Origin of the sequence: Bacillus sp. AFS015802 (assembly GCF_002561455.1) — a bacterium.
In the GTDB taxonomy this organism is placed as follows: Bacteria; Bacillota; Bacilli; order Bacillales; family Bacillaceae_B; genus Rossellomorea.
This window is the reverse complement of sequence record NZ_NTUP01000004.1, coordinates 172,818-198,154: the sequence shown is the minus strand read 5'-3', so window position 1 is coordinate 198,154 and position 25,337 is coordinate 172,818. Positions and strand designations below refer to the sequence as shown.

Annotated in this window: 25 protein-coding genes; 8 read left to right on the top strand and 17 right to left on the bottom strand. The window is 34.3% G+C overall.

Annotated elements, in window-relative coordinates; all coding sequences use genetic code 11:
* Window positions 1-25: 25 nt before the first annotated feature.
* The 7 genes from CN378_RS03380 to CN378_RS03350 form a co-directional block, all read right to left on the bottom strand.
* On the bottom strand, window positions 26-622 hold the full coding sequence (locus CN378_RS03380; protein WP_098350525.1) for a CYTH domain-containing protein: 597 nt from the start codon (window positions 620-622) through the stop codon (window positions 26-28).
* Between the two features lie 17 nt (window positions 623-639).
* Window positions 640-1,458 (bottom strand): ABC transporter permease, encoded by an 819-nt coding sequence (locus CN378_RS03375; protein ID WP_179884796.1) that lies wholly within the window; start codon window positions 1,456-1,458, stop codon window positions 640-642.
* Window positions 1,424-2,452 (bottom strand): ABC transporter ATP-binding protein, encoded by a 1,029-nt coding sequence (locus CN378_RS03370; RefSeq protein WP_098350524.1) that lies wholly within the window; start codon window positions 2,450-2,452, stop codon window positions 1,424-1,426. Before CN378_RS03370 ends, CN378_RS03375 begins: the two co-directional genes overlap by 35 nt.
* Before the next feature lie 10 nt (window positions 2,453-2,462).
* Entirely contained in the window at window positions 2,463-3,284 is an 822-nt protein-coding gene (locus tag CN378_RS03365) for an ABC transporter permease (RefSeq protein WP_257140980.1), read from the bottom strand.
* A gap of 11 nt (window positions 3,285-3,295) precedes the next feature.
* Window positions 3,296-3,973 (bottom strand): CPBP family intramembrane glutamic endopeptidase, encoded by a 678-nt coding sequence (locus CN378_RS03360; RefSeq protein ID WP_098350522.1) that lies wholly within the window; start codon window positions 3,971-3,973, stop codon window positions 3,296-3,298.
* A 365-nt stretch (window positions 3,974-4,338) separates the two neighbouring features.
* Window positions 4,339-4,590 carry a PqqD family protein gene (locus tag CN378_RS03355; RefSeq protein WP_098350521.1) on the bottom strand — a complete coding sequence of 84 codons (252 nt, stop codon included), beginning with the start codon at window positions 4,588-4,590 and terminating at the stop codon, window positions 4,339-4,341.
* A 23-nt stretch (window positions 4,591-4,613) separates the two neighbouring features.
* Window positions 4,614-5,435 carry a hypothetical protein gene (locus CN378_RS03350; RefSeq protein WP_098350520.1) on the bottom strand — a complete coding sequence of 274 codons (822 nt, stop codon included), beginning with the start codon at window positions 5,433-5,435 and terminating at the stop codon, window positions 4,614-4,616.
* Between the two features lie 302 nt (window positions 5,436-5,737).
* On the opposite strand from CN378_RS03350, the gene CN378_RS03345 reads away from it, so the two are divergent.
* Window positions 5,738-6,604: a helix-turn-helix domain-containing protein gene (locus CN378_RS03345; protein ID WP_179884794.1), complete on the top strand. Its 867-nt coding sequence runs from the start codon at window positions 5,738-5,740 to the stop codon at window positions 6,602-6,604.
* On the opposite strand, the gene CN378_RS22505 is transcribed toward CN378_RS03345, so the two are convergent.
* Window positions 6,601-6,741: a hypothetical protein gene (locus CN378_RS22505; RefSeq protein WP_179884793.1), complete on the bottom strand. Its 141-nt coding sequence runs from the start codon at window positions 6,739-6,741 to the stop codon at window positions 6,601-6,603. The genes CN378_RS03345 and CN378_RS22505 overlap by 4 nt on opposite strands.
* A 133-nt stretch (window positions 6,742-6,874) precedes the next feature.
* Here CN378_RS22505 and CN378_RS03340 point away from each other — a divergent pair, with 133 nt between their 5' ends.
* The 3 genes from CN378_RS03340 (at window position 6,875) to CN378_RS03330 (ending at window position 11,316) form a co-directional block, all read left to right on the top strand.
* Window positions 6,875-7,342: a DinB family protein gene (locus CN378_RS03340; RefSeq protein ID WP_179884792.1), complete on the top strand. Its 468-nt coding sequence runs from the start codon at window positions 6,875-6,877 to the stop codon at window positions 7,340-7,342.
* Window positions 7,343-7,812: 470 nt separating this feature from the next.
* Window positions 7,813-10,080 carry a tetratricopeptide repeat protein gene (locus CN378_RS03335; RefSeq protein WP_098350517.1) on the top strand — a complete coding sequence of 756 codons (2,268 nt, stop codon included), beginning with the start codon at window positions 7,813-7,815 and terminating at the stop codon, window positions 10,078-10,080.
* Window positions 10,081-10,089: 9 nt separating this feature from the next.
* Window positions 10,090-11,316, top strand: coding sequence for an MFS transporter (locus CN378_RS03330; protein WP_098350516.1), 1,227 nt, complete (start codon window positions 10,090-10,092; stop codon window positions 11,314-11,316).
* A 256-nt stretch (window positions 11,317-11,572) separates the two neighbouring features.
* On the opposite strand, the gene CN378_RS03325 is transcribed toward CN378_RS03330, so the two are convergent.
* The 5 genes from CN378_RS03325 to CN378_RS03305 form a co-directional block, all read right to left on the bottom strand.
* A complete protein-coding gene (locus CN378_RS03325; RefSeq protein WP_098350515.1) occupies window positions 11,573-12,793 on the bottom strand; it encodes a hypothetical protein in 1,221 nt (406 codons plus the stop codon).
* A 54-nt stretch (window positions 12,794-12,847) separates the two neighbouring features.
* Entirely contained in the window at window positions 12,848-13,597 is a 750-nt protein-coding gene (locus CN378_RS03320) for a C39 family peptidase (protein ID WP_257140977.1), read from the bottom strand.
* Window positions 13,598-13,658: 61 nt separating this feature from the next.
* On the bottom strand, window positions 13,659-13,919 hold the full coding sequence (locus CN378_RS03315; protein ID WP_098350513.1) for a hypothetical protein: 261 nt from the start codon (window positions 13,917-13,919) through the stop codon (window positions 13,659-13,661).
* Between the two features lie 56 nt (window positions 13,920-13,975).
* Window positions 13,976-14,698, bottom strand: coding sequence for a hypothetical protein (locus tag CN378_RS03310; protein WP_098350512.1), 723 nt, complete (start codon window positions 14,696-14,698; stop codon window positions 13,976-13,978).
* Between the two features lie 13 nt (window positions 14,699-14,711).
* On the bottom strand, window positions 14,712-15,314 hold the full coding sequence (locus CN378_RS03305) for a hypothetical protein (protein ID WP_098350511.1): 603 nt from the start codon (window positions 15,312-15,314) through the stop codon (window positions 14,712-14,714).
* Window positions 15,315-15,594: 280 nt separating this feature from the next.
* On the opposite strand from CN378_RS03305, the gene CN378_RS03300 reads away from it, so the two are divergent.
* Together CN378_RS03300 and CN378_RS23110 are read left to right on the top strand one after the other, a co-directional pair.
* Window positions 15,595-15,840, top strand: coding sequence for a sigma factor (locus CN378_RS03300; RefSeq protein ID WP_179884791.1), 246 nt, complete (start codon window positions 15,595-15,597; stop codon window positions 15,838-15,840).
* A 142-nt stretch (window positions 15,841-15,982) separates the two neighbouring features.
* Window positions 15,983-16,108, top strand: coding sequence for a hypothetical protein (locus CN378_RS23110; RefSeq protein ID WP_368731156.1), 126 nt, complete (start codon window positions 15,983-15,985; stop codon window positions 16,106-16,108).
* A 715-nt stretch (window positions 16,109-16,823) separates the two neighbouring features.
* Here CN378_RS23110 and CN378_RS03290 read toward each other — a convergent pair.
* The 4 genes from CN378_RS03290 to CN378_RS03275 all read right to left on the bottom strand — a co-directional run bounded on the left by CN378_RS03290 (window position 16,824) and on the right by CN378_RS03275 (window position 20,835).
* Window positions 16,824-17,654 (bottom strand): M23 family metallopeptidase, encoded by an 831-nt coding sequence (locus CN378_RS03290; RefSeq protein WP_098350508.1) that lies wholly within the window; start codon window positions 17,652-17,654, stop codon window positions 16,824-16,826.
* A gap of 531 nt (window positions 17,655-18,185) precedes the next feature.
* The gene (locus CN378_RS03285; RefSeq protein ID WP_098350507.1) at window positions 18,186-19,010 is read right to left on the bottom strand and encodes a hypothetical protein; all 825 of its coding nucleotides are present in this window, start codon (window positions 19,008-19,010) and stop codon (window positions 18,186-18,188) included.
* Window positions 19,011-19,091: 81 nt separating this feature from the next.
* Entirely contained in the window at window positions 19,092-19,544 is a 453-nt protein-coding gene (locus CN378_RS03280) for a hypothetical protein (protein WP_098350506.1), read from the bottom strand.
* 73 nt (window positions 19,545-19,617) lie between these two features.
* Entirely contained in the window at window positions 19,618-20,835 is a 1,218-nt protein-coding gene (locus CN378_RS03275) for a helix-turn-helix domain-containing protein (protein WP_098350505.1), read from the bottom strand.
* 905 nt (window positions 20,836-21,740) lie between these two features.
* On the opposite strand from CN378_RS03275, the gene CN378_RS03270 reads away from it, so the two are divergent.
* Window positions 21,741-23,900, top strand: a complete 2,160-nt coding sequence (locus CN378_RS03270) for a tetratricopeptide repeat protein (protein ID WP_179884789.1) — start codon at window positions 21,741-21,743, stop codon at window positions 23,898-23,900.
* On the top strand, window positions 23,897-25,120 hold the full coding sequence (locus CN378_RS03265) for an MFS transporter (protein WP_098350503.1): 1,224 nt from the start codon (window positions 23,897-23,899) through the stop codon (window positions 25,118-25,120). Before CN378_RS03270 ends, CN378_RS03265 begins: the two co-directional genes overlap by 4 nt.
* Window positions 25,121-25,337 lie beyond the last annotated feature (217 nt).

Here is a 25,337-nt window from a genome sequence, read left to right as displayed (position 1 = left end):
TATATATTCTTCATTTTCTTGAATTTTAGATATTATTCAGGGCTATCAGAAAACGCTCATATTTGCTTTTCCCGTTTAATTGAAATGTAATTTGTTTATCTTTAAGCAGGTTCATAATATATTCACATTCTTCTTGATTTGAAATCCCTTCTATTTCCAACTCATAGGATTGAACCCCATTGGGAAATTCAGAATGATCCAGCTCAAAAGTATAGTTCTTTACGATGTTAAGACAATGTCTTGTATTTTTAATGGTTCCAAGAAAACTCAACTTCTCTCTTTTTGTCAGAGACACTATCACGGCTCTGCTGCTTTCAGGTAAATACTCCATTATGAAATCTGGATTATCCATACACTGTTCGAGAACCACCTTTGAAACGATTCGTTGTACTTCATCAGAGGTCACAAACACGGCTTTATTTAATTTCGATTTCATACATAAAATCACGTCGTCGTTCTCTTCACGAATCCGAAGAGTGACCCCTGATTTCTTTAAATCTAAATGAGGAGTGTCATAGTAATAATTGATCTGCTTTAGAATTTTTGTTGGTTTATTAGCTAGCAGATGCTTAAAACCTGCTGCATCCAGTAAGAGTTTAAGTTCTTGTTCCTTCACCTTCATATTTTCATACTCCCTTTCTAGAACAATGTCCAACTTCCTTGCCTTCGGGCATGCCTTTCAGCAAGTGTGAGAATTCCATACGTAACCGGAATCAACAATGCATTAAATAACACTAACCCGCCGCACATCAACCACCAAGTTGAATCAATCTGTCCTTCCAGGGCTTGTCTGAGCATAAATAAACTATAAGTTACAGGGAATAAGGCAGCTGCTATTTTAGCCCAATATGGAAAAACTGTTGGAGGAATGCGTACTCCGCCGAATAAGTTCATAGGTCCGTAAAAAATGTAATACAGGTAGCCGGAATCGCGTGAGAATAAACAAAGTGCACATAAGAATGCTCCCCATATCACTGCTGATACAATCATCAGGAGGAGAGAGGCTGCTAAATACCCCCAAGAAATTCCGCTTAAGTTTGAGATAAAAAAGAAGGTCAGGATGCAAAAAACAAAAAACATCCATATTCCATTAAATAAAGAGTAAACTGATCTCCCATATAAAAAGACTGTCTTAGAAGCAGGAGTCAGATAAACCACTTCCAAGGTACCTTGTTTTCTTTCGAGTTCAAAAGTCCATGCCGATTGAACAACTGTCCAAAAAATTTGAAATACTAGGAAACCGCTTAGTAGAAACAACGCTATGTCCCCACCTTCAATTACTTGTGCAAGGGCAGAACCAGCACCATCGCGGAATGGTTTGAAAGAATAATAAGTCGTTAAAAAAGTGAGAACTGGCCACATGAGTAATGAATAAAAAATAACTTTGCTTCCACCAAAGTCATTTCGATGTTGTTTATAGAGCTCAGCTCGAAACGCCCGCCAGGATCTTGTCATCATCTTGAAGCCCTCCTTCAGATAAAAGTACAATCGCATCCTCTAAAGTAGGTTTTTCCACTGTTAAATTTTTTATCTGTACCCCTTCTTTCATTAACCAAGGAAGGATGGCAGGGGTTAAGTCATCCACTGAGTCCGTCTTAATACTTAAAAGCAGACCAGATTGATCATTCTTTTTCATCAGTGAAACATCACTTTCCGGAATATTTAAGAAATGATTAAGATAATGTAATCTCTCTTCTATGAAATCCTGAATATGAAGATGCAAGGTTTCATATCTAGCAGCTTTTTTTACAACTTCCGAAGGTGTAGCACACATAATGAGCTCGCCTTTATCTATTACATACACCCGGTCACAAAGCTCTTCTACTTCTTGAAGATAGTGACTGGTCAAAAGAATTCCTTTTCCACTTTCCGCAGCTAAGCGCTTGACTGTTTTACGAAGCTGCCTTGCAATAGGGGCATCCAGACCCAATGTTGGCTCATCCATTAACAGATAATCTGGATCGTTAATAAGTCCACGGGCTATTTGCAGCCTTTGTTTCATTCCTTTTGAATAGTTTTCAACGGGAGTATCCGCAGCTTCTTCTAATCCCATTTCTTTTAAAAGGATCTCTGCACGGGTAATGATTTCATTTTCAGCCAGTCCATATAACCTGCCAAAATACATTAGATTCTCACGCCCGGTAAGTCTCCAATAAAGCATCCTTTCTCCACCAGCAATCATATTTATTTTTTCAAGAATATTTTGTCGGTTTTTTACAGTGTCCAGACCGTCTATAGTGATTGAGCCCCTAGTTGGTTCAAGCAAAGTGGAAATCATTTTAATGGTAGTTGTTTTTCCAGCTCCGTTTAATCCTAAGAGACCAATGATTTCACCTGGATACAGTTTAATGTTTAAATCTTTCACTGCCACCTTTTGCTTTTTTTCAGACCGGAACCAGCCTAGTTTATTCTTACTTTCATAAATTTTTGTAACTCCATTTACAGATAGCATTTAATCACTCCTAAGCTATTGATCTATCAAAAACTGTTCTTTCAGCATATTTGATCATATATGCACCAATAAGGGTGTATATGAAACTCAAACCTAGTACGGACATAATTTTAAGTGGACTTTCCCAAATAGACATGCCAGTTAACATAGAATCCCGGAACAGGAATACTGAATCTGTTATAGGAAAAATCTTGCTTATCCATTGAAGCGGCACAGGCAAATATTCAATTGGAAATACGAAACCACACACTAAGCCGGTAACGGTAAACAGGTTATTCTGAACAAAGTAAGTATCACGCGTGTACAACATTACTCCAGCTAATACTAAAGCAATTGAAAAACATGAAATCATGAATAAAAGAAAACCAAAGATCGCAGATGAATCTGGATTTGTTAATTTCAAACCTAAGAAGAAAGCTATGATAAGAGCCGGCAATAATTCAATTACCACTCTGTAAAGCTGCTGAATAGCAGTGCCAATAAAATAAGAAGAACGTTTCGCTGGAGAAAGCATCAGTACTTCTAACGTTCCTTCCCTCCATTCAGTTATTAGAGATCTGGAGACATTCATCATCATACTGACCGAAATAGTACTTAGCAGTCCACCAATGATTACATAAGTCAGGTAATCATTGGTTCCTGCAAATTCCGAAAATTTGCTGTCTAATTGGCCTTGAATCAAGTAATGGTATGTGAAAAAAGAAACGAGGATAATATACGTACTATTGAGCAAATGACCTAAGGTAAAAGTCCAAGGATAGGCCCTTATATCTGATATTTGGTTACGATAGATAATGGCTTTTATTGCTTGTAACAATGGCTGGACCTCCAATATTTGTTGAATTAAGTATACATTCCAGTTCCTTTTTGTTTGATTGCCAGATTTTTTGCTTCTTGTCGTGAATACAAGTACCTCCGGAAAATGATTATGATGGACGATGAATTATAGACAAGATGTCCAATGATTGCTGGTAACAAAGTTCCGCTTATTTTATAGGAGTAGTACCATGCAATACTTAGCAGAAACAATATCACATAAGATCTGGCAGTGAAGGTTTTTCTAGTCAAGGGGTGAATATAGTGCGACAACGAAAAAAGACCTCCAGAAACAATACATTCAATCCAAAATACAGAATCCGGTACGTATGTACGGTAAAAGATTTCTTCAAAGATCGCACTGCCAATGATTGAAGATTCAATACCAATAAAGGCCTTTGTGGTAATTGGCGGTAAAAGCGGATATACCTCATTTCTTAATAAAGAGCTATAGTCCTTATATTGAATAGCTAGTGCGAAAATTGCACAGCCAGTTGCAATGAAATAAGGAAATATTCCACTCTCAGAGGTAAAAGAAAAGGTAGGTAATCCAAAGAATATTGCTGGAGTAAGAAAAGGTAAGAAGAAAATCGTTATTCTAACTATGTCTTTTAAATTCGATCCATTAATTTTTTCTCTAATTAAATTTGTTGAGATCATTGCAAATGCAAAAAACAAACCAAATATGAAGTAATCTAAAACCATTATTTCTGCCTCCAAAAATTTACGTGTAGATAAAGATTCAATAAAGGAAAAGGGCACCGTTTGATAGGTAAAAAACTTATTTCTTCACTTAAATAGTAGTTCAAGTGAAATCTGAACTCAGACAATTGCCATTCAATTCGTAAATTGAACTTTCTCTGGGCAATCGTCTTAATAATTAGTTAGGAAGATTTCCAGCTACTAGCTTTACTTGTTTTAAAGTTGGCTTTTTGTACATATGTATCCCCTCCTCCCCTTGTAACGGTGCCCTTTTCCCATATTGAATTCCCTATCTGTTAAACCACGTTCATAATTAAGGAGAAACCTCAATTATGATTAATGTTGAAAATAAGGGTAAATCTATCAGGTTAGACCTCAGCTAGTCCTCTTTCAATTAATACATCTACAAATTCTTGTACATCACTTTCTACGTCATTAACTTCTGTTTTGTATTTAAGTGCAACTTTCTGTGAAATACCCTTTATATCCCTCTCTCCATCGATAGACTCCCAAATCACCTGTCCAACATCGTTTAGTTCAAACAAATCATAATTAAGAGCCAAGTAGCTCGTACCATTTATTACGCTAAACCTAGCAAACATATTCTGTGCAGGCACCATGTTTCATTTCCTCCTTATTTCAATCAACTTGTTTGTTTATTTTTCAGTGTAGATTGAGATTTTATATTTAACGATTGTGCATACTTTATCGTTGCTTTGACTAATTCATTAATGGTATCTAATTCAAACGGTTGACTTTGCAATTCAATGTACTTACTCAAGAGGCCTGTATCCCCTGTTTTTTCTTGATATCGAAGTGCCTTTCTATACAACCATTTTGAATTTGGGTTTGTTTCTCCATGGGCTGCCAAATAAGAAGTCATCACTCGATCCAGGAACAATCGAGATAAAAAAAATGCGGAACCATAATCTCCAGATAAATATGCACCCTGTAAATCTTCCAACAAACCTTGATAACTCTCATTCTCGACTGCTACACGATAATGTCCCAGATTATCAAAATCAATACTGTTATAAACTTCTTCAAATTTCTCAAAGTTTATAATGGGCTTGCCAAACTTCAATCTATGAAGCAAATCATATTCATCATCTGAAATCCGCTCTATGTATTCATTTGTTTTAAAATTTAGACCATTCAATGAGTTAACCGCCTTATTAAACTCACACCAGGTCCAATATTCAAAATCCAATCGAATACTTTCATGAATGACGTTACGGATTAAGGTCTGTTCACTCTGTAGAAAACTTTGAGCGATTTCTTCATCTTGTTTCATTGCAGGAAACACATCACAGATAACATAAACGTCGATATCAGAAGTGGAATTCCCAAATCCCTCCATAAGAGATCCAGCTAAATACACGATACAATCATCAAAATTGATATCATTCAAGTACCCAATAATAACATTTGGATTATTCAGTAAATTTTTAACGTTGTTATCCATTGAAACCTTCTCCTTTTTATTTACTTAGCTTTGTTAAGAGATATTGATTTCCCTGGGTAGCCATTGACCCAACTTCAAGCTTATCCTTCCAATTAACTAAAAAATGTACTTTAATGAGCCTATCTCGCATCCAGTTATCACCAGTTCACGGTCCGTGTGATTCAGTACTATATCACTACTATAAAACATATGTTTACAATTACAGTTCACATATAACCCTCATAACTTTATAATTGATACATATGGATCTAAATACTTATAACACTAATCTATCAATAGATTATTTATTTGGAGGGGCTTTTTTGGATAAAGAAGTATTAGGTAAAGAGATAAGAAAGTTGAGAAAACTTAGGAATTTGACACAAAACCAACTAGCTTCAAATATTTGTAATCAATCAGAGATCAGCAGACTAGAAAAAGGTGATGTATTTCCGAGTATTGATATTCTTCATCTTGTTGCCAATAAGCTTAAGGTGCCCACTTTTTATTTTTTCGAAGTTCTAATTCATGATAATATCGCCTATAAGAATAGTCTGACTGAGAAAATATTGACATTAGTTCAGAATAAGAATTACATTGAAGTTTTTAAATCAGTGGAAAAGGAACTGAATAAAACTGAATGTCATCCTGAGTTCAAACAATTTTTATCATGGCAATATTATGTATCTGCTTATTATCTAAAGAAAATTAATTCCGATACTTGTTTAACAGAACTAAAACTTCTATTAAAGCAGCAGACTTTTGGAACAAATATTATCCAGGATTTGTTCATTCAAAATTCCATTGCTAATATCTATGCCGAGAAGAAAAAATTTAAAGAAAGTATTCGTAATTATGATTCAATATTAAATACTGAGATAGAGAGCAATGAGTATACTGCCTTTCGTATTAAAGTACTCTATAACTTGAGTAAAGTACTGTTCTTAGATAATCAAATAGAGCTTTCTCTTTCCACTCTTGATAAGGCAATTGAAGAACTTTGTAAAAAAAATGATATGTCCCTACTTGGACAAGTCTATTTTCAAAAAGCCGAATGTCTTGAAAAGCTTCATTACCCCTTTGATGAAATTTCTGAATGTTATAAGAAAGCTCTATTTTTCTTTAAACTTTTAGATCTTAAATATTATGAGAAAATCATTCATGAAAAAAAACAAAAATACTTAAATTAAACTTCAGGGTTTTCAATAGAATGCTCGAATGGAAGATCCGATTCATTTTGCCCCAGCGAAACTCCCTTATCGCTGCTGAGAGCGATGGCACCAATTAGTAATAAAATAAACGAAAATCCTAACATGACTTTTTTCATGAGCACAACCTCCTGTTTATCGTTCGATAAGTGTATAATAAACCATAATTTTCATGAAAAATATGCAAATTTACATATTTACAACAAATTATCTTAAAATTTGATAAATTACTTATATATGGAAGGTGAATATATGAAGGATTTATTCTTTTATAATTGGCAAGTTAGAGATGAATGGCTGGAGTGGTGTATGGAGGTTTTAGGTAATAAATTAATTGATAGCAAGTCGGAAGATATGCAAAATATTATTCAAACGTTATTTCATCTAATTTATAAAGAACAACATTGGATGAGCATTATTAAAGAGAAGCCTGACTTAATTCAGAACAACAAAGAGTCTATGCTTACAATAGAAGAAGTAGTAGAATATTCAAGATATACTAGACCTTTTATAAGGGCTTTCATTGCCGAGAATCAATTTGAGTCAAATGCGATCCAAAAGGAGGACGGCTTCGGAACTCCACAACTTTTGAATAATAGTTTGCACCAGGTAATTATTCAAGAATTTCATCATATAGGACAGATAAGTATTTGGGCCAGCAACCTTGGGTATGTGCCACAAGAGTCGAATATCAATGATAATCGCATCCTCATAGATTAAGAGTCAAAAGCAGAAGATGAACCTTCTAAAGGTCATCTTCTGCTTTTTATATTTTTCTTATTATAATGTTTTTCGAAGCAATATTAAACGCGTTATTGTTATAAGAAGTTTCCTTAAAACTAACATCCCCCTTCACCAACCTGTAAAAACCCAATATCAGATAAATTATCTAATTATTCCGGCAATATGCAGCATTGCATATTTCATAATGTCTTTTGTCTGATACTATTCTAATTGTGAGAGATCACAATTTACAAATTGAGGGAGGGATAACGATGAAATCATTAAAAATCGGTATGGTAGAGCCTATGCGTTCTCATGAATATGGTTATGATGGGCCATAATAGCTTAACTTAATATCAAATGTTTATCTGGCTAAGAAGTTCGACTCGTTATGTTTAGCTTCTTGGCCCCCCTTAAGGACCCTAAAAGGGTCTTTATTTATTATCTATTGAGGAGCGAACAGTTTAATGAAAAACATCAGCATAAACAAGGTAACTCAGGAACTTGTTAAAGAAATTGAAAAACATTCATTTGGCTCTTATCTTTTAGAGGGAAATGCAGATTTAAGCAGGATTGCCACATCTAATTTCGCCAGGCAGGTTAAGCAAGACCACTTTGTCTATGAAATATCTTGTAAAAGTTTAATAACCGACTCTTATTCATTCGTAAAAAAATTAATATCTCCATATATTACACTTCTTGAAAAAGATCATCCCTCTCTGCTAGTAAAATACAAACAATCGCTTTGCTTATTGATGCCTTTTTTACGGAAAAAAAAGTTATTTGAAGATGTCACTCTAGGGCTGGATGTCCCCAGGGATGAGAATCCTACTTCTTTTACGATGAGCTTCATTGTCAGTATGCTCAACGGAATTATAAATTTCCTCCTGGAAATTCCCAACCTTTATGCTAATCGAAAACCAGTGATTTTTTTACTTAAAGATATCGATGAATGTGATTACTCAAGTATTCAGCTTATAAAACGTCTCATCATACGCTCACCCGTCTGTTCATACTATGTTGTCTTAACTTCGTCTAAGCAAGATGTCTTCAACCAAGTTGAAGTGAATTTTAATCGGGAATTTTTGTTTAACCCTATTTCTTATGCCCTAAGGACAGATATTAATACTCAACTTCAAAAACTAGATTCAAAAGAGAAAAATGAGATTCTGGAAGATTATATTGAGAGCTGCGGAGTTAATGATGAAGATGGTCTTTATTCTGCTGTATATCATGGTGCAGATAAAGATCTAAAGAGTAAATATCATCAAGAACAGGTAACATTATTAAATAAAACCGAAAAAGATCTCTCTTCTAAATATGCGAAACTCTTATTTCATATGGAAGCACTTAACGATGATAAGATAGTGGAATTGTTAGAAGACGCAGCGTATCATTGCAGAATCAGTGGATATTATCATGAGGCTGTCCATTATGTTACCCACTCCCAAAATCATTACTGGTCAGCATACGATGATCAGCAGAAGGCAAAATTACTAAGAATCAAAGGAGTTGGACACATAAGACTTAAAGAAAACCCTGAAGCCCTTGAGAGTCTAGAGGAAAGTTTAAGATTGGCAGCAGACCCATATTTTAAAGCAAGATTATGCTACACAATTGGATCTTTCGTTATTAAACATGAAGCAGACAAATATGGTCCAATGTGGCTAGATAGGGGTTTTGAACAGATACAAGGACTAGAGAACGAAAAAGCTACTCTCGAAAGACTTTGGTTAAATAATTCTAGGGCTCTTATCAAATATAGGGAAAAGAATTATGAAGAGGCAATTAGAATTGAAGAAGAAAATCTTAACAAATTCCAAGAAACATTTAGTGGCCGGGAACATGCTGTTACCCATGCGATCCTTCATTACAACACAGCATATGTGCTACAAGATTCCGGGCGTTTGAATGAAGCGATAGATCATATTGATGAGGGTATTAGATTAGTCTCTTCTAATTTAGATTTATATAATAACAAGGCAAATATCCTGCAGCAAATGGGCAGATATGATGAGGCTGTTTCCTATTATAATAGAGTTAAAAATGAAGGGTATCCAAAAGTTGAAGTGTATATTAACTTGGGTAATGCGTACTTGAAGTTAGGAAAATACCAAGAGGCCTGGGATCATTACAATTATGCAGTCAAGTTATCGCCGGATAATCCAAATACTTGGAATGCAAGAGGTCACCTACTTTACGTAAAAGGTAAATTCAAAGAGGCAATTAATGATTTTTCAACAGCACTTGACCTTGACCCTGCATTTATTTCAGCTCTAATTAATCGTGCTAATACTTTTGCTGGATTAGAAAAGAGTGCTGAAGCGATATCGGATTATAATTTTGCAGAAAAAATAGCACCTAACCGAGTAGAAATCTTTATAAATCGGGGAGCAATATTTCAAGAAATGGGCTATTGGCAAAAAGCTAAAGAAGATCTGGAATATGCTTTAGAATTAGCCCCTTCTTATAATGCAGCTTATATCTTTGTAAACTTAGCTGTTATTTACAGTCAAGAAAATCAATTACTAAAGGCAAAAGAATACATCCAACAAGCCGTCACCCAGAATTCCTCCGATCCATGGATAAAATTTAATAAAGCCCATCTTCATATCCAATTAAAAGAATGGGATTCTGCGTATTTTGAAATCAATAAAGCTTTAGAGATATCTCCAACAAATAAAGAGTTTATTGATTTGAGAAAAAAAATTCAAGAAAATCAATCTCTTGTTTAGGTGTTGAAAATGGGTAAAAAATTAACCTTTAAAGATGTCCAAAGTCTCTTTTTTTATAGTAAAAACTACTTTTTGTTTTTTTTAGGATGGGCTATATCCCTCTTTGGAAGTTCATTAACCAAAATAGCTTTACCCATCTTAATTTTAGAAAGAACCGGTTCTGGTTTTGCCATGGGGATGACGTTTGCTCTTGAAACGATACCTTCAGCTCTATTTGGTCCCCTATTAGGAGCATTATCAGACCGGTACAATAGAAAAATAATGATTGTAGCGTCTGATGTGTTAAGAGCAATATTTTTGATAGCAGTTCTATTTACAGGTAATCTTTACATTATCTTCACGCTAATATTTTTAATGGGGATATTAAAAGCGCTTTATGTTCCAGTAAGATCTGCCATTATCCCAGAGCTTGTATCAAAAGAAAATTTCCCTAGAATTGTAGTATTACAAGGAACAACTCAAAGAATCATAAATATTGCCGGTCCTGCATTAGCAGCTGCCATTATTGGGTTTACAAATCCTACTTTCGCTCTTAAGTTAGACATCATCACATATTTAGCTGCAGCCATTCTTTCCTATTTTGTTTATATCCCCATTCACAAAGTTTCTAAGAATAAAGGTATAGTGGCAGATATGAAGGATGGGTTTCTTTATCTATTCAGCCAATCATTGATTAGAAAACTAAATTTTTATTGGGTGATCCTTAATTTCGGTTTTGGAGGATTGACAGTACTCTTGCTCCTCTACCTTGAAGAAATAAATATGGATAATGCCACTTACGGACTGTTGATGACTGTTCTGACAATCGGAATGCTGCTGGGAACAATGGCAGCTTCAAAAGTAAAGGATACCCAAAAAGAAAAGATGCTCGACTTACTCCCTTTTTCATTCGGGGTTTGTTACTCGTTTCTTTTGTTCGATGTTGGAACTCTGTTTCTATTCGTGGTCGTGCTTATACTAGGTTTGAACTTTGGCTTATTCAACGTCATGGCCAGTATCATTTTCGGGCTGAATATCCCAAATGAGATTAGAGGAAGAGTGTATGCGAATGCCACTGCTTTTACTACATTGGCTTTTTCGGCCAGCACAATAATAGCCGGGGCTATGAAAGAGTACTTTACTGTCTCAACGATTTTCTTTGTCATCGGAATCTTTGTTGCCTTTTTCTCGTTTGCGGTAATGATTTTCCACAACAAAAAGAACCCGCATAATGTAGTAAAAAAAGTGGTTAACTAAGCGAGAATGAAATCACTCCTGTACCCTATTTAAGTTGTTAATGAACCGTCGAGACTTGACGGTTCTTTTTCCTTTGGTCTAAACTCTTTAGTTCTTTAGTTTTTGGCTAAAAAGATTTAAATACGTTCTAAATTTATATATAACATTCAGTTCAGTTCAAAAGAGCAAAAACCTATTGGTGGAATAAAGACAAAAAAACACACGAAGCTCCTATTCGTATGTTTTTCTAATATTAATTTTCAAGGAATTTTTTATTTTAATTTGGCTTTACATGAATTACATGGAAGGTGAATGATTTATCACCGGATCTTGTTGCATAGGCAATAAAATCATTAAATTTTTTAGGCTTAGACAGTAACTCGTAATAATCAGTAATGGGGGAATAGGATTTTTCTTTTATATTTGCCATATATAACTTATTCATACCATACCTGAAGATTACTTTCTCCTTATTAATGAATACAGGCGAATCCAAAGTAAGTCTGTCCTGATTGTTATAAGTCAACGTTATATCTTGGCTTAAGTCTACTATATCCAGATAGCCTTCTCCGGAGGTTACAAGGATGTCAGCATTTGAAGAAAAATCAATTATCCCTTTTTGTTTTAGAAAAGATTTCTCGGTATCAGCTGAGTGTATACCTAAATTAAACGTTTTCTCATTATTTTTATAGACGGATTCATAAAAAATTTGTCCAGTCTCTCCAGTAGTTTGTGAAATCAAGTACTTCCCATCTCTGGTGTCGGTATCTTCCTTTAATGTCCTTTCCATCAAAACGTCTGTCTCAGATGTTTGATTTGAATAACTATAGATACTTGAGGTTAACTTGGTTCCTTTTTTTTCATATTCAATCCACGTTAAGATATTTTTTTCTTTGTTTACTTTTAACGTAGGTGGAGGCGTTCCATCATTGGAACTTCCCTTTTTAATTACTTCTACTTTTCTTGGTTCATTTACAGGCAAATTGTTAATTACCCAATCTACATCGGCTATTTCAGATGTATTGTATTCACTCCAATAAAGATTACCTTCTAAACCGGTTATACTGCCAATACCTACTTTCGTATCATAAAGGACTTCACATCTATCATTTTTTATTGAATATTTCACAAGTGAAGTTACTTCATCACCATAATCTACATAAATAATATTATTTTCATCCAAGTATTCAGGGGATATTAAAGAATTTACAGGGCAGCTTGGATGTGAGATTTTATAACTTTCTATTTTCAAGTTGAGATTCTCATTCTTCTGAACTAGATTGATCATTTTTTGCTGATTAGACTCCACATCTTCATCATTTTTTGTATTATCATTTAAATCTTCTTCTTTAGTACTATCAGTGTTAGAAACTGCTGACACTATATTGGTCGGTTTTTCAGAGTTTGATTTCTTTTTGTTTTTATCATCTTGATATACCCAGATTGCAGCAACCATAATAACTGTTACTAAAATAATGCCTGTTACTTTAGATCTCATAATTTCCTCCTATTAGAAAGAGCCCATCATAATAGACTGGGCTCTCTATATGTCTTAATAAATCATAGCTTGTCTGAAGTGCTCATAGTTTGCATCATATACACCACTCATTGGATGCCATACATTCCCTAGTGTAACGCCTCTATTTCCTTGATCGTAAGGATCCGTCAAACGAACTTTGGCTGGAGAATATCTAGTATCATAGCCAGAAGCATTTAAGATATGTCCAGCAATATGAGTTGTGTATTTAGGCATATAAGATGGATAGATTTCTAAATCCAATGCTGCAGGACCGCCAGTATCAACAGCGAATTCTATTCTGTCAGACCATCTGCCGTAATCACCGATACTGACATATACATAGTCAACTTTTGATTGATGCTGATCCAACACATTATCTACTAGTGAAAAATCAGTACCAGCCTGAGTAGTCCCTAACTTGCTTGCATAATAACTTTGACTTGAGGATGAACCATTAATGTATCCTAAAATTTGTTTTACAGTAGCTGGTCCGCACCAGTAACTGGTTTGCTGTTCATAAGATGGGACTGATATAGCCTTATATTCTCCGTCTGGAATGATATAAGAAGATGAATCGTCTTTTTTAGCTTTGGATTCTTTCTTTTTACGAATATGTTCGTCTACTGCAGCTTCTTTAAATTTCATATCCTTGATTTCTTGTTTCGTTTTTATATCTTCTGTTAAATTAGTACTATCCCCTGTCCCTTCGGCAAATGCATTCACCCCGCCGACTCCACTCAGCAAGAGCCCACTTAGTGCTATAGTGGCAATTTTCTTGTGCATCTTTATCCACTCCTTTAGAAATGTTTTTCTTCTTCATTTTGAAATTCAGGAAAACCAGGTATTAAAAACGATTATCCCTTAAATATTTTAATAACCAAGTGCAAGAAAAAGTTATGAGAGCACTGCCAATGATTGATAACCACAAAGCAGCTACTGAAATATCTTCAATTAGTAATTCATCTGTAAACTCGAACGTAAATAAATAAAGGGAAGTTCGTACTCCATCAACTTGTAATAATTTATCCAATAATACTTTGGATTTATAAATAAAATACACACCGATCACAGGAAGAAGAAACAAAGTGATTATTTTTGATTTCATACAAGACAACCTCTCTTTTTAAAAGCCTGGGCTGGATCTCCTCCCCTGTTTTTTCCCTACTTCACTTGTTGAAGCTCCCAAAATATATCATACACATTTACATCAATGTGAAGCTTTTTATCCTTCGTCTTATCATTTTTAAATTCTTTCGAACTTGTAATTTGATTTTCTATAACTTGCTTAGAAACATCTACTAAAAAAATGTTATTATTTTCAGTTAATGTTTCAAATGTTTTTTCCTTCGTTTTAATTGACCCTTCAGCTGCATAAACACCTACAACTTCTAACTCAACTGGTCCATTCAAAATAGATTTAAGTTTTTCTGAATTTACCACATTATCCTCTACTGCTATTGTAAGCGCTCCAAGGCTTCCATCACTCATAGACTTTGTTCTTACAAATATTCTATTTATGTCCACTTTTGAATCATTCATTATTTCTTCAAACTTAGCAAAGCTAATAGTTTCATTAAAAGTTATTGTTGCAGGCACCGAGGCATATCCTTCTGACTTTAATTTTTTAAAATACGATGGCATTTTTTTCTGGTATTTTTTAAGGCTGTTTAACGTAAGATTCTTCGAGTTCACAATTACATCAGCTTCAATTTCTTTACTTTCTTTTTCCCTATTCATCTTTAATTCAATAGAGTTATCATCAGACAATTTACTTGGACTATAATTTTCCATCTCTAACTTATTAGATGGTGAAGCAAAGGAAGATGTAGCTAATCCCAAAATTAGTGCTCCAGTTATTATTCCAATCGGAAAGAATTTTTTCATAGTGATCTACCTCCTATTGTTTGTAGTAGTTAATTGTCCCAAGTGGGGCATGCCATTGTGTATTGTATTCCCCGTAAAAGCTCTTACTGCTTTCGTGTGCATTCAACTCAATATAACCGTCTCTTGCACAGGATACATTTCCACCTCGATTGTTCCAATCCACATAAAAGTAATAACTAGTTGAAGTATTTATGCTTGTAGGACTTAAAGAAACGAATTCTGACTCTTCATCTTTACCATCCCCGCCATCATCATCTGTATCAAATTTAGGATTCGGATAATTAGTGGTCATACTTGAAGTACTAGTGTCAAGATTACCGCTCATATCCGTTGCATCAAGGCCATGGTAGTAACTGCTGTCATAATAATAGTTTTTAATCGCAGTTACTTCACTTGAATTGTACTTAATATTGTGCAGTCGTAAATCTACCTGATCAACACAAGATCCACTGTAAGTATTGTAACTATTTGTATAATAATTACCTGAATTTGGAGCGTATGAGCCGGCTGGACTATACCACGACCCACTTACAATCTTTGCCGAAGCCTGTCCGGTAAAACAAGAAATGGCAAACAATCCAGTTACCGCTACACTTAACATCCTTTTCTTTTTCATATTATTCCTCCTTATACTTAGTACAAGTAAAATATTACCACCAGTTGTAAAAGTTTATAATTGGGAAAATCCCAATCACTTACTATCCATTGAACATTCATTTTGGTTATTTTCAAACTGCTCCGTTCTATATAAATCCCTGTATACCAGCTATTTCAAATGGGGAAAATCTGTAGGAATTTTATGATTTTATATTTTGATTTATTTCATTTACCAAAGAATGAAACGGTCTTCCATTACATTCCGTCGTATAATTAAGTTAATGGTGAGGTGGGTAAACTTGGATAAACAATTAAACGCCCTTGGAGGGTTTGAAGAAATAATGAAACGATACGGGGAATACGTAACAAGATTGATATTCGGATATGTTAAAGACTGGGCTATAAGTGAAGATTTAACCCAAGAGGAATTTATTAATATTTATTATCATTTAGACGAATTTGAAGGGCGCTCCCAATTAAAAACCTGGATTTTTTCAATAGCTATAAAGATTACATGCGTTCATGGCATTATAAAAAACAATTGATAACGAATAACTTTTTCTACCTTCAAGACTCATCGCATAAACCTGATCAGCAATTGATCAATAGAGAAGCAAATGATGAATTAATAATGAGGGTTTTTAAGCTGCCGATAAAGTATAGAGAGGTAATCTTATTACATTACTATTGGAATTAAAACTGACTGAAATAAGCCAAGTCATTAATAAAAAACCTGAAACCGTACGTACAAGATTGTTTCGCGCAAAAAAATTATTGAAAGAAATAATAGGGGGGCATTTCGAGGATGAATAAAAAAGAATTTAAGAATCGTCTCCACCATTTCATCTCAGAAGATCCAGTGTTTACTGAAGAAAAAAGGCCGCTATTTTAACTAGAATAAAAACAGAAACTGCTGAAAAAAAGAATATGAAGATAAGGCCCATTATAAGCGGTCTGACCCTCTTGTCCCTAGGTATTTACCTTTTAATATTTGGAATGCATCAGATAGAATTATTTGAGAAAGATGAAACAGACTCTAAGTTGATCGCAACCCCAAAAGAACATACAGATAAGCCAGATGGGACGAAAAAAGAGAATGGTGAAGATAGCTTCTTACCTCCAACTCAAGAGAAAGTCAATTCTAAGGTGAATGATCTCCAATCTTCATTCAAGCTGAATATGACGCAAGATTAGGCCATGCAAACCTTTGGAAAGAATTTTTCAGCAGGTGAAGCCCAAAACCCGGAAGGCAGCCCTTTTGTTTTCTGGAGATACGAGTATTTTGAAGACCCTAATTCAAAACGAAATTCTATTTTACCCCAGGGGATATTGATATTGAACGATTAAAAAGTCACACCTTAGGCATATCGTTTTCTATATTCTGGAGTAAAGGGGAGGCGCATTTTGCAACAATCGCCTATCATGAGGACGATAAAGTTAAGCTTATTACACACAAGAGAGATGGTTCAGTCAACGTAGAGGAAATAAAAGATAACTCCATTAATTAAGGGAGTTATCTTTTTTACCGTTAATTATTTTTGTTCTTTTGGACGAATTTTTCTTTGATTGTCTCAATCTTTTTGTTATTTAATTTAAAATCTTTTTTGAACTGTTTCATTGTTCTTTCTTCGATTGTTAATCCATTAAACCAGTCCCAGAAGTTATCTTCACCTACATAATCGATTACATAATCAGCGAAAGATGTTTCCTCATTAAAATATTTCAAGTGTTTGGCATGCTCGTCCTGGTGAAGACTCTCTTCTGTATCTGCTTGAATAAAATATGGAGAATCTCCATAGATAAAGCTCTTATACGGCCAGAAAATTTCCGGATCTATTGTATTATAACGCGTCATATCACTCCCATTCATTACCCCGCCGTCATTGACATCGAAGTGAATGTGAGTCCCAGTAGAATTTCCTGTCGTACCCGTAATTCCAATTTGCTGCCCCCGGCTAACAGTAGCGCCTGTAGATACCCATCTTTCATCTAAATGAAGATATCTGGCAATTAAATCATTGCTGTTGCCTGATTCTGGGCTGTTGTTGTTTGTTTCTAGAACAATCCAGTTTCCAGCAGAACTGCTTACCCCACTATACTTTACTCTCCCGGAACTAACTGCGTAGGCAGGGTCATATCCCGTATCTACATCAACTCCCAGGTGAGAAGACCTGGTTGGATCTAAATATTCAGAAGTAATATAATTAGAGGTAGTAAAATATCTCCAATTGAAATCATCATAAGGATTCAATGGATCAGCTTTCTGCGGACCAGTCTCCGCAGCTGAAACTCCTCCAGAAATTAGGGATCCAGATAAACCAATAATCGCTGCAACTGATAGAAATTTCTTCATTTTCATATTTTTTCTTCCCTTCTTCGTCTAATTATATAAATGACTCATATTAAATATCTATTTACATTCAACTACTTTAAAATATTAATAGTTGCTGTAAGAAATACTTAAAGAACTGGTTCTAGTTGAATAAAAGGTTCCTCCTGTATTTCCATACACAGGAACTCTAAAATATGCTGAAACAGTTTTGTATGAACTAGATCTCGCCACCCCGATATAAGATGAAGTTGTGTAATAGTTACCTACTGAATATAATCTAGTATTATCAAAATCAAAATTTGCCTTTCTGGAATAATCTCCTCCACCAAAATAGACAGTCTTTTCTGAAGATGAAGATGCATTTACATCATAATTATCCCAAACCGTAACCGAAGACCCAGCACTTATTGGGCCATAACCCACTGAAAGCCCGGCTGTTGCACTATAATAAGGTCTCTTATTATAGCTTCCATACCATTTAGTTTTCTTAACAAAATCTACATAGCTAGACCCAGAGAACGTTAAATCTACTTGAACAGGGTTAGTATAACTGCCGAACTAAATGGCAGTTTCAGCACCAGAAACGTAGGTATAATCGCCAAGTCCGCAATTATACGTAATACCTTGAGAAGTAACTTTTATATTTGTGTCCACATAATCGCCATCACTCATGATAGAACTGCCGATAATACTTGTTTTTCCATTCTTTGAATGTTGCTCGTCACAACCATTTCCATAAGGATCTGAATACGTAATGCTTCCTGAAACATTACCTACGTCCTCTCTATTTACTCCTGCAAGCATGGTAAATGAAGGCTCTTCTATTTCACCTTTCATTACTTTGTACACCCATGCATCCGTAATGGAATTTGAATATTCAAAATCATTACCATTTACGTTATCTAATCCCAGATCGCTCGCTGGTATATTAAAGGAAATCAAATCACGTTCATCTTTATCAAAGAAATAGACAACGAGAGTCTTTTTATCTTCTAATTTCTTATTAGCAACCAATTCTTTGTTATTAGGTGAATTATAGAGTTTTAGCTTAACAACCTCCAAGTCCTCATCTTCTTTTGTAACGTTAAAGATAACATCATTAGAATCGATGCCAGATTGAAAAGCAGTACCAGAGATTCTCACATCTTTAGTCACATTTTTATATTGAATTTGCCCTGTAATAGAAAGATCTTCACCATTGAATTCAGACTGATCAATTTTCAACGATGAAGGAATCTCCAATTCTTTAGTATTTGGATTTTTTTCAGGCAAATTCACCAAAGCTACTCCCTTGTACACATTTTTCACATTGTCAGCGAATGCATAGCCAGGAATCAATACAAGAATTAAAACCAAAGCTAGTAGAAATTTTAAACTCCTCATTCTAAATCCCCTCCTAAATATTTTTGAATACAACTCAATTATGAGGGGGTAATTCCAGAATTTGTATTGGGAGATAAATGGTCAGTTTTGGGTAATCACTAGTAAATGTTTATCAAATTGTTGTAAGGAAATATCCTTAATTTCAAAATCTACAAAGTAATGTTTTCTTAAGGTTCCTAAATCTTTATTTAATTCTCTTATTTGTTCAGGATCAATTTGCAAAGATGGATTATTCAAATATTCTTCAACCATACGATCATATTCCTTAAAGTATTCATAATACATATCATTGGGATGAATTTTATAAAGCGTATCGATTTGAATTAAGTTTTTATGCAAATTGTATAAATGACTCCGTTGAGTTTCTCCCGTGGTTTCCAGAACATTGCTTGAGCTTTTAAATGTATTATCTATCAATGTTGCAAAAGCTGAAATATATTCTTTTTCATTATTGGCGATCTCCTGCAAATAATGAAAATTAATAGAGCTGCTAACTAGCAGAGCAACTATCACACCTATCAGGAAAATTTTCAATTTATCATCTCCCTCGAATTTGTTTTAAACAGGGACTTGTAGCTGCCACTTAATTTGGGAAAATTATTATGATTTAAATAACTTTTAATAATTCTTCAGTATAAAAAGTGAATTTTTTATCATTTATGTTCTTATTATGAGTTATTAGTAGTTTATAACAGTAGATTTTTTTCTCATTATTTTCATTCTTTATGTAGTGTGGCAATGCAACTTTTTCAACATATTTTGCCAATTTTTTCTCCTGCCCCGAGAGGACCAAAGAGTGCATGGTGAATTTTATCCGATAATCAATTGATGACGCCTCTTCTGCGTATTTTAGTCCCTGATTTATAAAGAAAAGACCTTTCTCATTTTCATCCTGTAGGAGGTGTATGTTCACTATCTCATATAAAGTACTTACACTATTAATCTCCATTTGCTCAGCAATTTTTTGACTTAAGGTAAATTGTCTAAGCGCTAATTTATATTCTTCTTGACCTTTATAAAGCAGCCCCAAATTATGATGCACACTAACCAATAGTTCTTCTTTTTTGAAATACGTAGCCTTAAACAAAACGGTATTCAGGTGATAGAACGCTTCAGTGGGAACATTAATTTGAGTATATAGAATGCCAAGTAACATATGAACATGCAAAGTTCTTGTAGTATTAAAGCTTTTTTGGAATACATCTAATGCTTTTATTGCATAGGTAATGGCATATCCCAATTTATTCAACTTGCCACTCACTAATGCAAGATAATAATATAAATCTTCTTGTTGTAAGGATTCACTCTCAAGACAATTATGAAGTAAACGGAAAGAATCCTCTAAGAGGCCACTCTTTAAATAGTATATTCCATTAAAAAACTCCAATGTTTTCATTTCTGACAAGTTTAATATTTTATAATGGTCTTCCAGGGTCTCTTTTATCTTGGAACATTCAACTAAATTATCATTAAAGAGGTAATATCGATATTTAATTAAAAGGAACCTGTGTATAAAGGTTGAGCTTAAGAATAATTTTTCTTTCTCACAAAGATTATCAAAAGTAGTTTCAGCTCTTTCTTTGTCTTGAAAAATGATAAATCGATCTAACTCCTCGATTAGTATTTGATTTTCAGCTAAGTCGGTTTTAAGGTCACTAAAATCAACATCTAATCTAGAAAATAAAAGAGTAAGTGTTTCATCATTTACTTCCTTTGTTCCATTTTCTATTTTGCTTAAATGTGATACTGAACAAATCCCCTGACTCAAATCTTCCTGTGTCATCTTCTTTGCTCTCCGGAAATATCTAATCAATTTACCATGCATTCAACCATACACCCTCCCTTTATTAAAAAAAACGTCCTTGATGGACGTTAGTGATGAAAGAATTAATCAAGACTTATAGAGGTCGGCGGCCAAATTGGATCTGTTTCTTTATCTACAGAAGCTGTAATGGTAGTTTTGTTTACGTTAATACCTACCCCAATGAATAAAATAGACAAGCAAAGAACAAATTTTTTCATCATTTAAATTCTCCCTTTTATTTACTTATTTTATATTTAGGTATCCACCTTATAAATTTCAGGCTTCTACCTTTAAAAATTAAAAATATTCATTGTGTAAGATAGCAGTGTTTTTTCCCAATGATAGAAGTTATGACGGAATGAGTAATCTGAAAAGTGATAAAAGAAAATACGAATGCGGTTTGAGAAATAGGTCTGTATTACTATCACAATTAAATATTATCAAACGGTTTTTATATTCCGATATGCAATGTTGCATATTTTCGAAAATTCACTATTCTTTCAGTAGATAAACGAATATACAAAATATTTATCAAATAGGATCCTTCATATTAGGATAACTGATTCGCTTTTAAGGTTTAAATCACTCTAAAGAAAAGATATTTTCAGTATTTTTTTATGCAATTATGCATATTACATTGACCCGTGGAATTTTATTTAATATATTTATCTTGTAAAATTTTACAAAAAATGACTAGAGAGGAGTTGACAAACATGAAATCAATCAAAATGACAAAGGTTGAGAACGTTAGAGCGTATAGCTTAGGTTACATCGACGAAGGCGGCTGGGCTTAATCGAATATTAAAACAATAATGCTACATATTAGATAGCATTAGAGGGCTTGTCAAAAAGCGCAATTAAGGCTCTTTTCCATCTGTGAAAAGAGCCTTAATTTATATAAAAATATGAAATTAGGAGTTTTTCCAATGGAAAACTTAAAAGATATTTATTCAACTTTATTTTCATCAAACGAACCCCATGTGTCATTAATAAATGGAGATCCAACAGAAGTTCTTCCACATATGGGTCAACTAAAGGAATCTTTCTTACTGGATAAACATTATGTGTACAGTACTTCCGGTGTTTGTTTACCTACCGAGTCCTTTTATATTGCGAAACAATTAGTGTACCAACAATTAGAGAAACTTGATTTGGGACAGTCTTCTCTTGTAAGCAAGTATAAAAAGCCTCTGTATTATTTAATGCCCTGGTTAAAAGAAGAAAGTGAGTTGTTTAAAGGTGTTTCTCTAGGGTTAGAGATTCCTCAAGAACAAAATCCCACTTCTTTTACTCTCAGCTTTGTCTATCAAATAATAAATGGCATTATCAATTTTTTATTGGAATCAGCAAAGCTATTAGGTACTACTGAAAAAGTAGTATTCATGTTTTCTGATATAGATAATACCGACTTTTCAAGCATCCGCTTTATCGAACAGCTCGCAAAGCGATCAAAACAAGCAAACTTTTACTTAGTGGGTTCCTACTCAGCAAACAGCCTCCCGGAAAAATATCTCTTTCTCTCTTCTATAAAGGCTAAAAATTTGGCTGACATTCAATCTGAATATGCTTCCGAGACATTAGATTTCACAGATACTTTTCATTCAAATCGTGATAGTCGTTCAGATTACACTCAACATTGGCAGAAGTATCAGGAAAAGGACCTATCCGCTACATATGCGAATCTCCTTCTCTCGAATGACAAAAGTAAGGAGATAGCAGAATCCTTTAAAGAAGCAGCCATATATTCAAAGAGAAACGCTTGTTATGATGAAGCCATTTATTATGTCGATATCCTTATCCACCACTACTGGGATTACTTTAATGCTAGGAATAAGGCAAGATTGCTTCGCTTAAAAGGTGTTTCGCACGTTCTGCTAAAACAGAACAACATTGCGATGGAATGTTTAGAAGAAAGTATAAAACACTCTGATGACAGGTATTTCAATGCCAAGGTCTGCTACATAATCGGTTCATTTATAACGAAGCATATCGATGAACTTCTCGGCCAAGAATGGCTGGATAAAGGATTCTCCTATATTGAAGGTTTACATGATAAGCAAGCTGTAATGGAAAGGCTTTGGTTAAATAATTCACGTGCCCTCTATTATTTTAAAAACAAAGAGTATGATCGTGCTATTCAAATAGAGAAGGACAACATCAAAGAATTCCAGCTAACCTTTGAGCACAATGAACATCTCATGACCCATGCTATATTACATTACAATACAGCCTATGCATTACAAGATAGAGGTAATTTCGATGAAGCTCTTTCTTATATGGAAAGAGCCATTCACCTAGTTCCATCCCACCTAGATTTATATAACAATAAAGCAAATATGCTACAGATAATGGGTCGAAATGAAGAGGCAGTCCACTACTATGAAATGGTAAAAGAAGAGGGTTTACCTAAAGACGAGGTCTATTTGAACTGTGGCAATGCTAAATCTTCTCTAGGTGATTGGGGTAACGCCTTGAAAGACTATGACTACTCGTTATTTATCAACCCGGATAATAGTAATGCGTGGAATTCAAGAGGATATTTATATTATTTAACAGAGAATAACGATAAAGCTATTAAGGATTTTACTCAGGCGTTAAAAGTCAGACCACAATTTATACCCGCCTTACTTAATAGGGCTCTTACTTATGAAGCCATTGAACAATTCGACCATGCCTTGAGAGATTACCAAACGATTGAAAATTTGAACAAAAACACAATAGAGGTTTTTGTGAATAGAGCTTCACTATTTCAGCGAATCGGCATGCTAAATGAAGCAAAAAAAGATCTTTCAAAAGCCATCGGGTTACGACCAAATCAAGCAGAGCCTTATGTGAATCTGGCTATCGTCCATAATGTGGAAGGTAACTTTATTGAAGCAAAAACCCTGTTAGAAAAAGCAGTCACACTTGATAAAACCAACCCCTGGTTTTATTTTAATAAAGCTTATATTCATAAAGTATTAGAAGAATATCATGAAGCAAAGAAAGAGATAGAGAATGCTCTTACACTGTCTCCAAATGAAGAGGAGTTTCACAACTTTCTGTTAGAAATTATTGAAGAACTTAACCAGGTGAACTGGTCATGAAACGATTGAGTGGTGAATTCACCAAATTATTATTCAGTAAAAATTATGGGTTATTCTTTTTCGGAGGAGCCATTTCTTTTTTCGGCACCGCCCTGACACGAATAGCCCTTCCAATTCTGATTTTAGAAAAGACAGGTTCCGGATTATTGATGGGGCTTGCCTTTGCCATCGAAGTCCTTCCTGCCACTTTATTAGGACCATTCCTTGGTGCGCTGACCGATAAATTCAATCGAAAAAAATCACTCATTATCGTCGACCTTTTGAGAGTACTGTTCATTTTAGGTATCTTACTTACTACAAATTTCATTTTGATTTTTACGTTACTTGCATTGATGGGTGTTTCGAAGTCGTTTTACGCACCTATCAGATTAGCCGTTTCACCGGATATAGTCCCTAGAAAACATTTTCCCAGTGCTGTTTCATTAAATGGTTCTACTCAGCAACTTTCCAACATATTAGGTCCTTCTCTTGCCGGAATACTCATTGCATTTACAAGTACGTATGCGGTTATATTGATTGATCTATTCACCTATTTAATCGCAGCTTTACTAACATGCTTTATTAAAATCCCTGAAATAAAACGTACCAATAGAGAACCTCTTACTGTTCAAATAAAGGAAGGTTTCCTTTTTCTCTATACAAATAAACACCTTAGAAAGCTAAATTTTTATTGGATTGTTCTAGATTTTGCATTTGGCGGTCTGCAAGTTTTATTACTTTTATACTTACAGGAAATAAGTATGAATAAATCTTTTTACGGCCTGTTAATGACCTGTCTAACAATTGGTATCTTTACAGGAACAATATTTGGGCCCAAAATCAATAAGCAACGAAACAAAAATCGTATAATAAATATTCTACCTTTATCTTTTACATTACTCTATTGCGTGTTAGTTTTCGACTTAAGTTTCATACCTATGGTATTTATTATTACAATATTGGGTTTTTTATACGGATCATTTAACATTCTGGCTAGCGTAGATTTTGGTTTAAACATCCCTTCTGAATTAAGAGGGCGGGTTTATTCTAACGCAAATGCGTTCACTACTCTTGCAATTGCTTTAAGCACCATTTTTGCAGGCGCGACCGACGGTTACTATAAAGTATCAAGTACCTTCTTTACCTTTGGAATTTTTAGTTCCCTGACTCTGTTAATCATTATGTTCACACATACTTCAATGAGAAATATACTTTTTGGTAAAAAAACTATGGCCTCGTAATTTAAAAAACCAAAAGAGCTTTTCTTTTATTAGAAGCACTTTTGGTTTTTTGTCAGTCAAATATTACGTTGTTAATCATTATAGACATTCCATTAGAAACCCTTCATAAACTGATTCTCCAATGCTCTTTCCATAAAGACAGAGAAATCATCCCATAAGCTCTGATTCTTTGGCAGGTTTTCCATATTACTTACAATAGGTGTTCCCGAGTGCATTA

What these genes read in the sequence shown, in the direction of transcription:
- CN378_RS03290 (WP_098350508.1), bottom strand. Translation starts at nt 17,654, where the DNA reads ATGAAAATGAAGAAATTTCTATCAGTTGCAGCGATTATTGGTTTATCT.
- CN378_RS03335 (WP_098350517.1), top strand. Translation starts at nt 7,813, where the DNA reads ATGAAAAACATCAGCATAAACAAGGTAACTCAGGAACTTGTTAAAGAA.
- CN378_RS22505 (WP_179884793.1), bottom strand. Translation starts at nt 6,741, where the DNA reads ATGAAAAAAGTCATGTTAGGATTTTCGTTTATTTTATTACTAATTGGT.
- CN378_RS03305 (WP_098350511.1), bottom strand. Translation starts at nt 15,314, where the DNA reads ATGAAAAAGAAAAGGATGTTAAGTGTAGCGGTAACTGGATTGTTTGCC.
- CN378_RS03270 (WP_179884789.1), top strand. Translation starts at nt 21,741, where the DNA reads ATGGAAAACTTAAAAGATATTTATTCAACTTTATTTTCATCAAACGAA.
- CN378_RS03355 (WP_098350521.1), bottom strand. Translation starts at nt 4,590, where the DNA reads ATGGTGCCTGCACAGAATATGTTTGCTAGGTTTAGCGTAATAAATGGT.
- CN378_RS03330 (WP_098350516.1), top strand. Translation starts at nt 10,090, where the DNA reads ATGGGTAAAAAATTAACCTTTAAAGATGTCCAAAGTCTCTTTTTTTAT.
- CN378_RS03285 (WP_098350507.1), bottom strand. Translation starts at nt 19,010, where the DNA reads ATGAGGAGTTTAAAATTTCTACTAGCTTTGGTTTTAATTCTTGTATTG.
- CN378_RS03340 (WP_179884792.1), top strand. Translation starts at nt 6,875, where the DNA reads ATGAAGGATTTATTCTTTTATAATTGGCAAGTTAGAGATGAATGGCTG.
- CN378_RS03360 (WP_098350522.1), bottom strand. Translation starts at nt 3,973, where the DNA reads ATGGTTTTAGATTACTTCATATTTGGTTTGTTTTTTGCATTTGCAATG.
- CN378_RS03325 (WP_098350515.1), bottom strand. Translation starts at nt 12,793, where the DNA reads ATGAGATCTAAAGTAACAGGCATTATTTTAGTAACAGTTATTATGGTT.
- CN378_RS03375 (WP_179884796.1), bottom strand. Translation starts at nt 1,458, where the DNA reads ATGATGACAAGATCCTGGCGGGCGTTTCGAGCTGAGCTCTATAAACAA.
- CN378_RS03315 (WP_098350513.1), bottom strand. Translation starts at nt 13,919, where the DNA reads ATGAAATCAAAAATAATCACTTTGTTTCTTCTTCCTGTGATCGGTGTG.
- CN378_RS03370 (WP_098350524.1), bottom strand. Translation starts at nt 2,452, where the DNA reads ATGCTATCTGTAAATGGAGTTACAAAAATTTATGAAAGTAAGAATAAA.
- CN378_RS03350 (WP_098350520.1), bottom strand. Translation starts at nt 5,435, where the DNA reads ATGGATAACAACGTTAAAAATTTACTGAATAATCCAAATGTTATTATT.
- CN378_RS03265 (WP_098350503.1), top strand. Translation starts at nt 23,897, where the DNA reads ATGAAACGATTGAGTGGTGAATTCACCAAATTATTATTCAGTAAAAAT.
- CN378_RS03275 (WP_098350505.1), bottom strand. Translation starts at nt 20,835, where the DNA reads ATGCATGGTAAATTGATTAGATATTTCCGGAGAGCAAAGAAGATGACA.
- CN378_RS03310 (WP_098350512.1), bottom strand. Translation starts at nt 14,698, where the DNA reads ATGAAAAAATTCTTTCCGATTGGAATAATAACTGGAGCACTAATTTTG.
- CN378_RS03380 (WP_098350525.1), bottom strand. Translation starts at nt 622, where the DNA reads ATGAAGGTGAAGGAACAAGAACTTAAACTCTTACTGGATGCAGCAGGT.
- CN378_RS03320 (WP_257140977.1), bottom strand. Translation starts at nt 13,597, where the DNA reads ATGCACAAGAAAATTGCCACTATAGCACTAAGTGGGCTCTTGCTGAGT.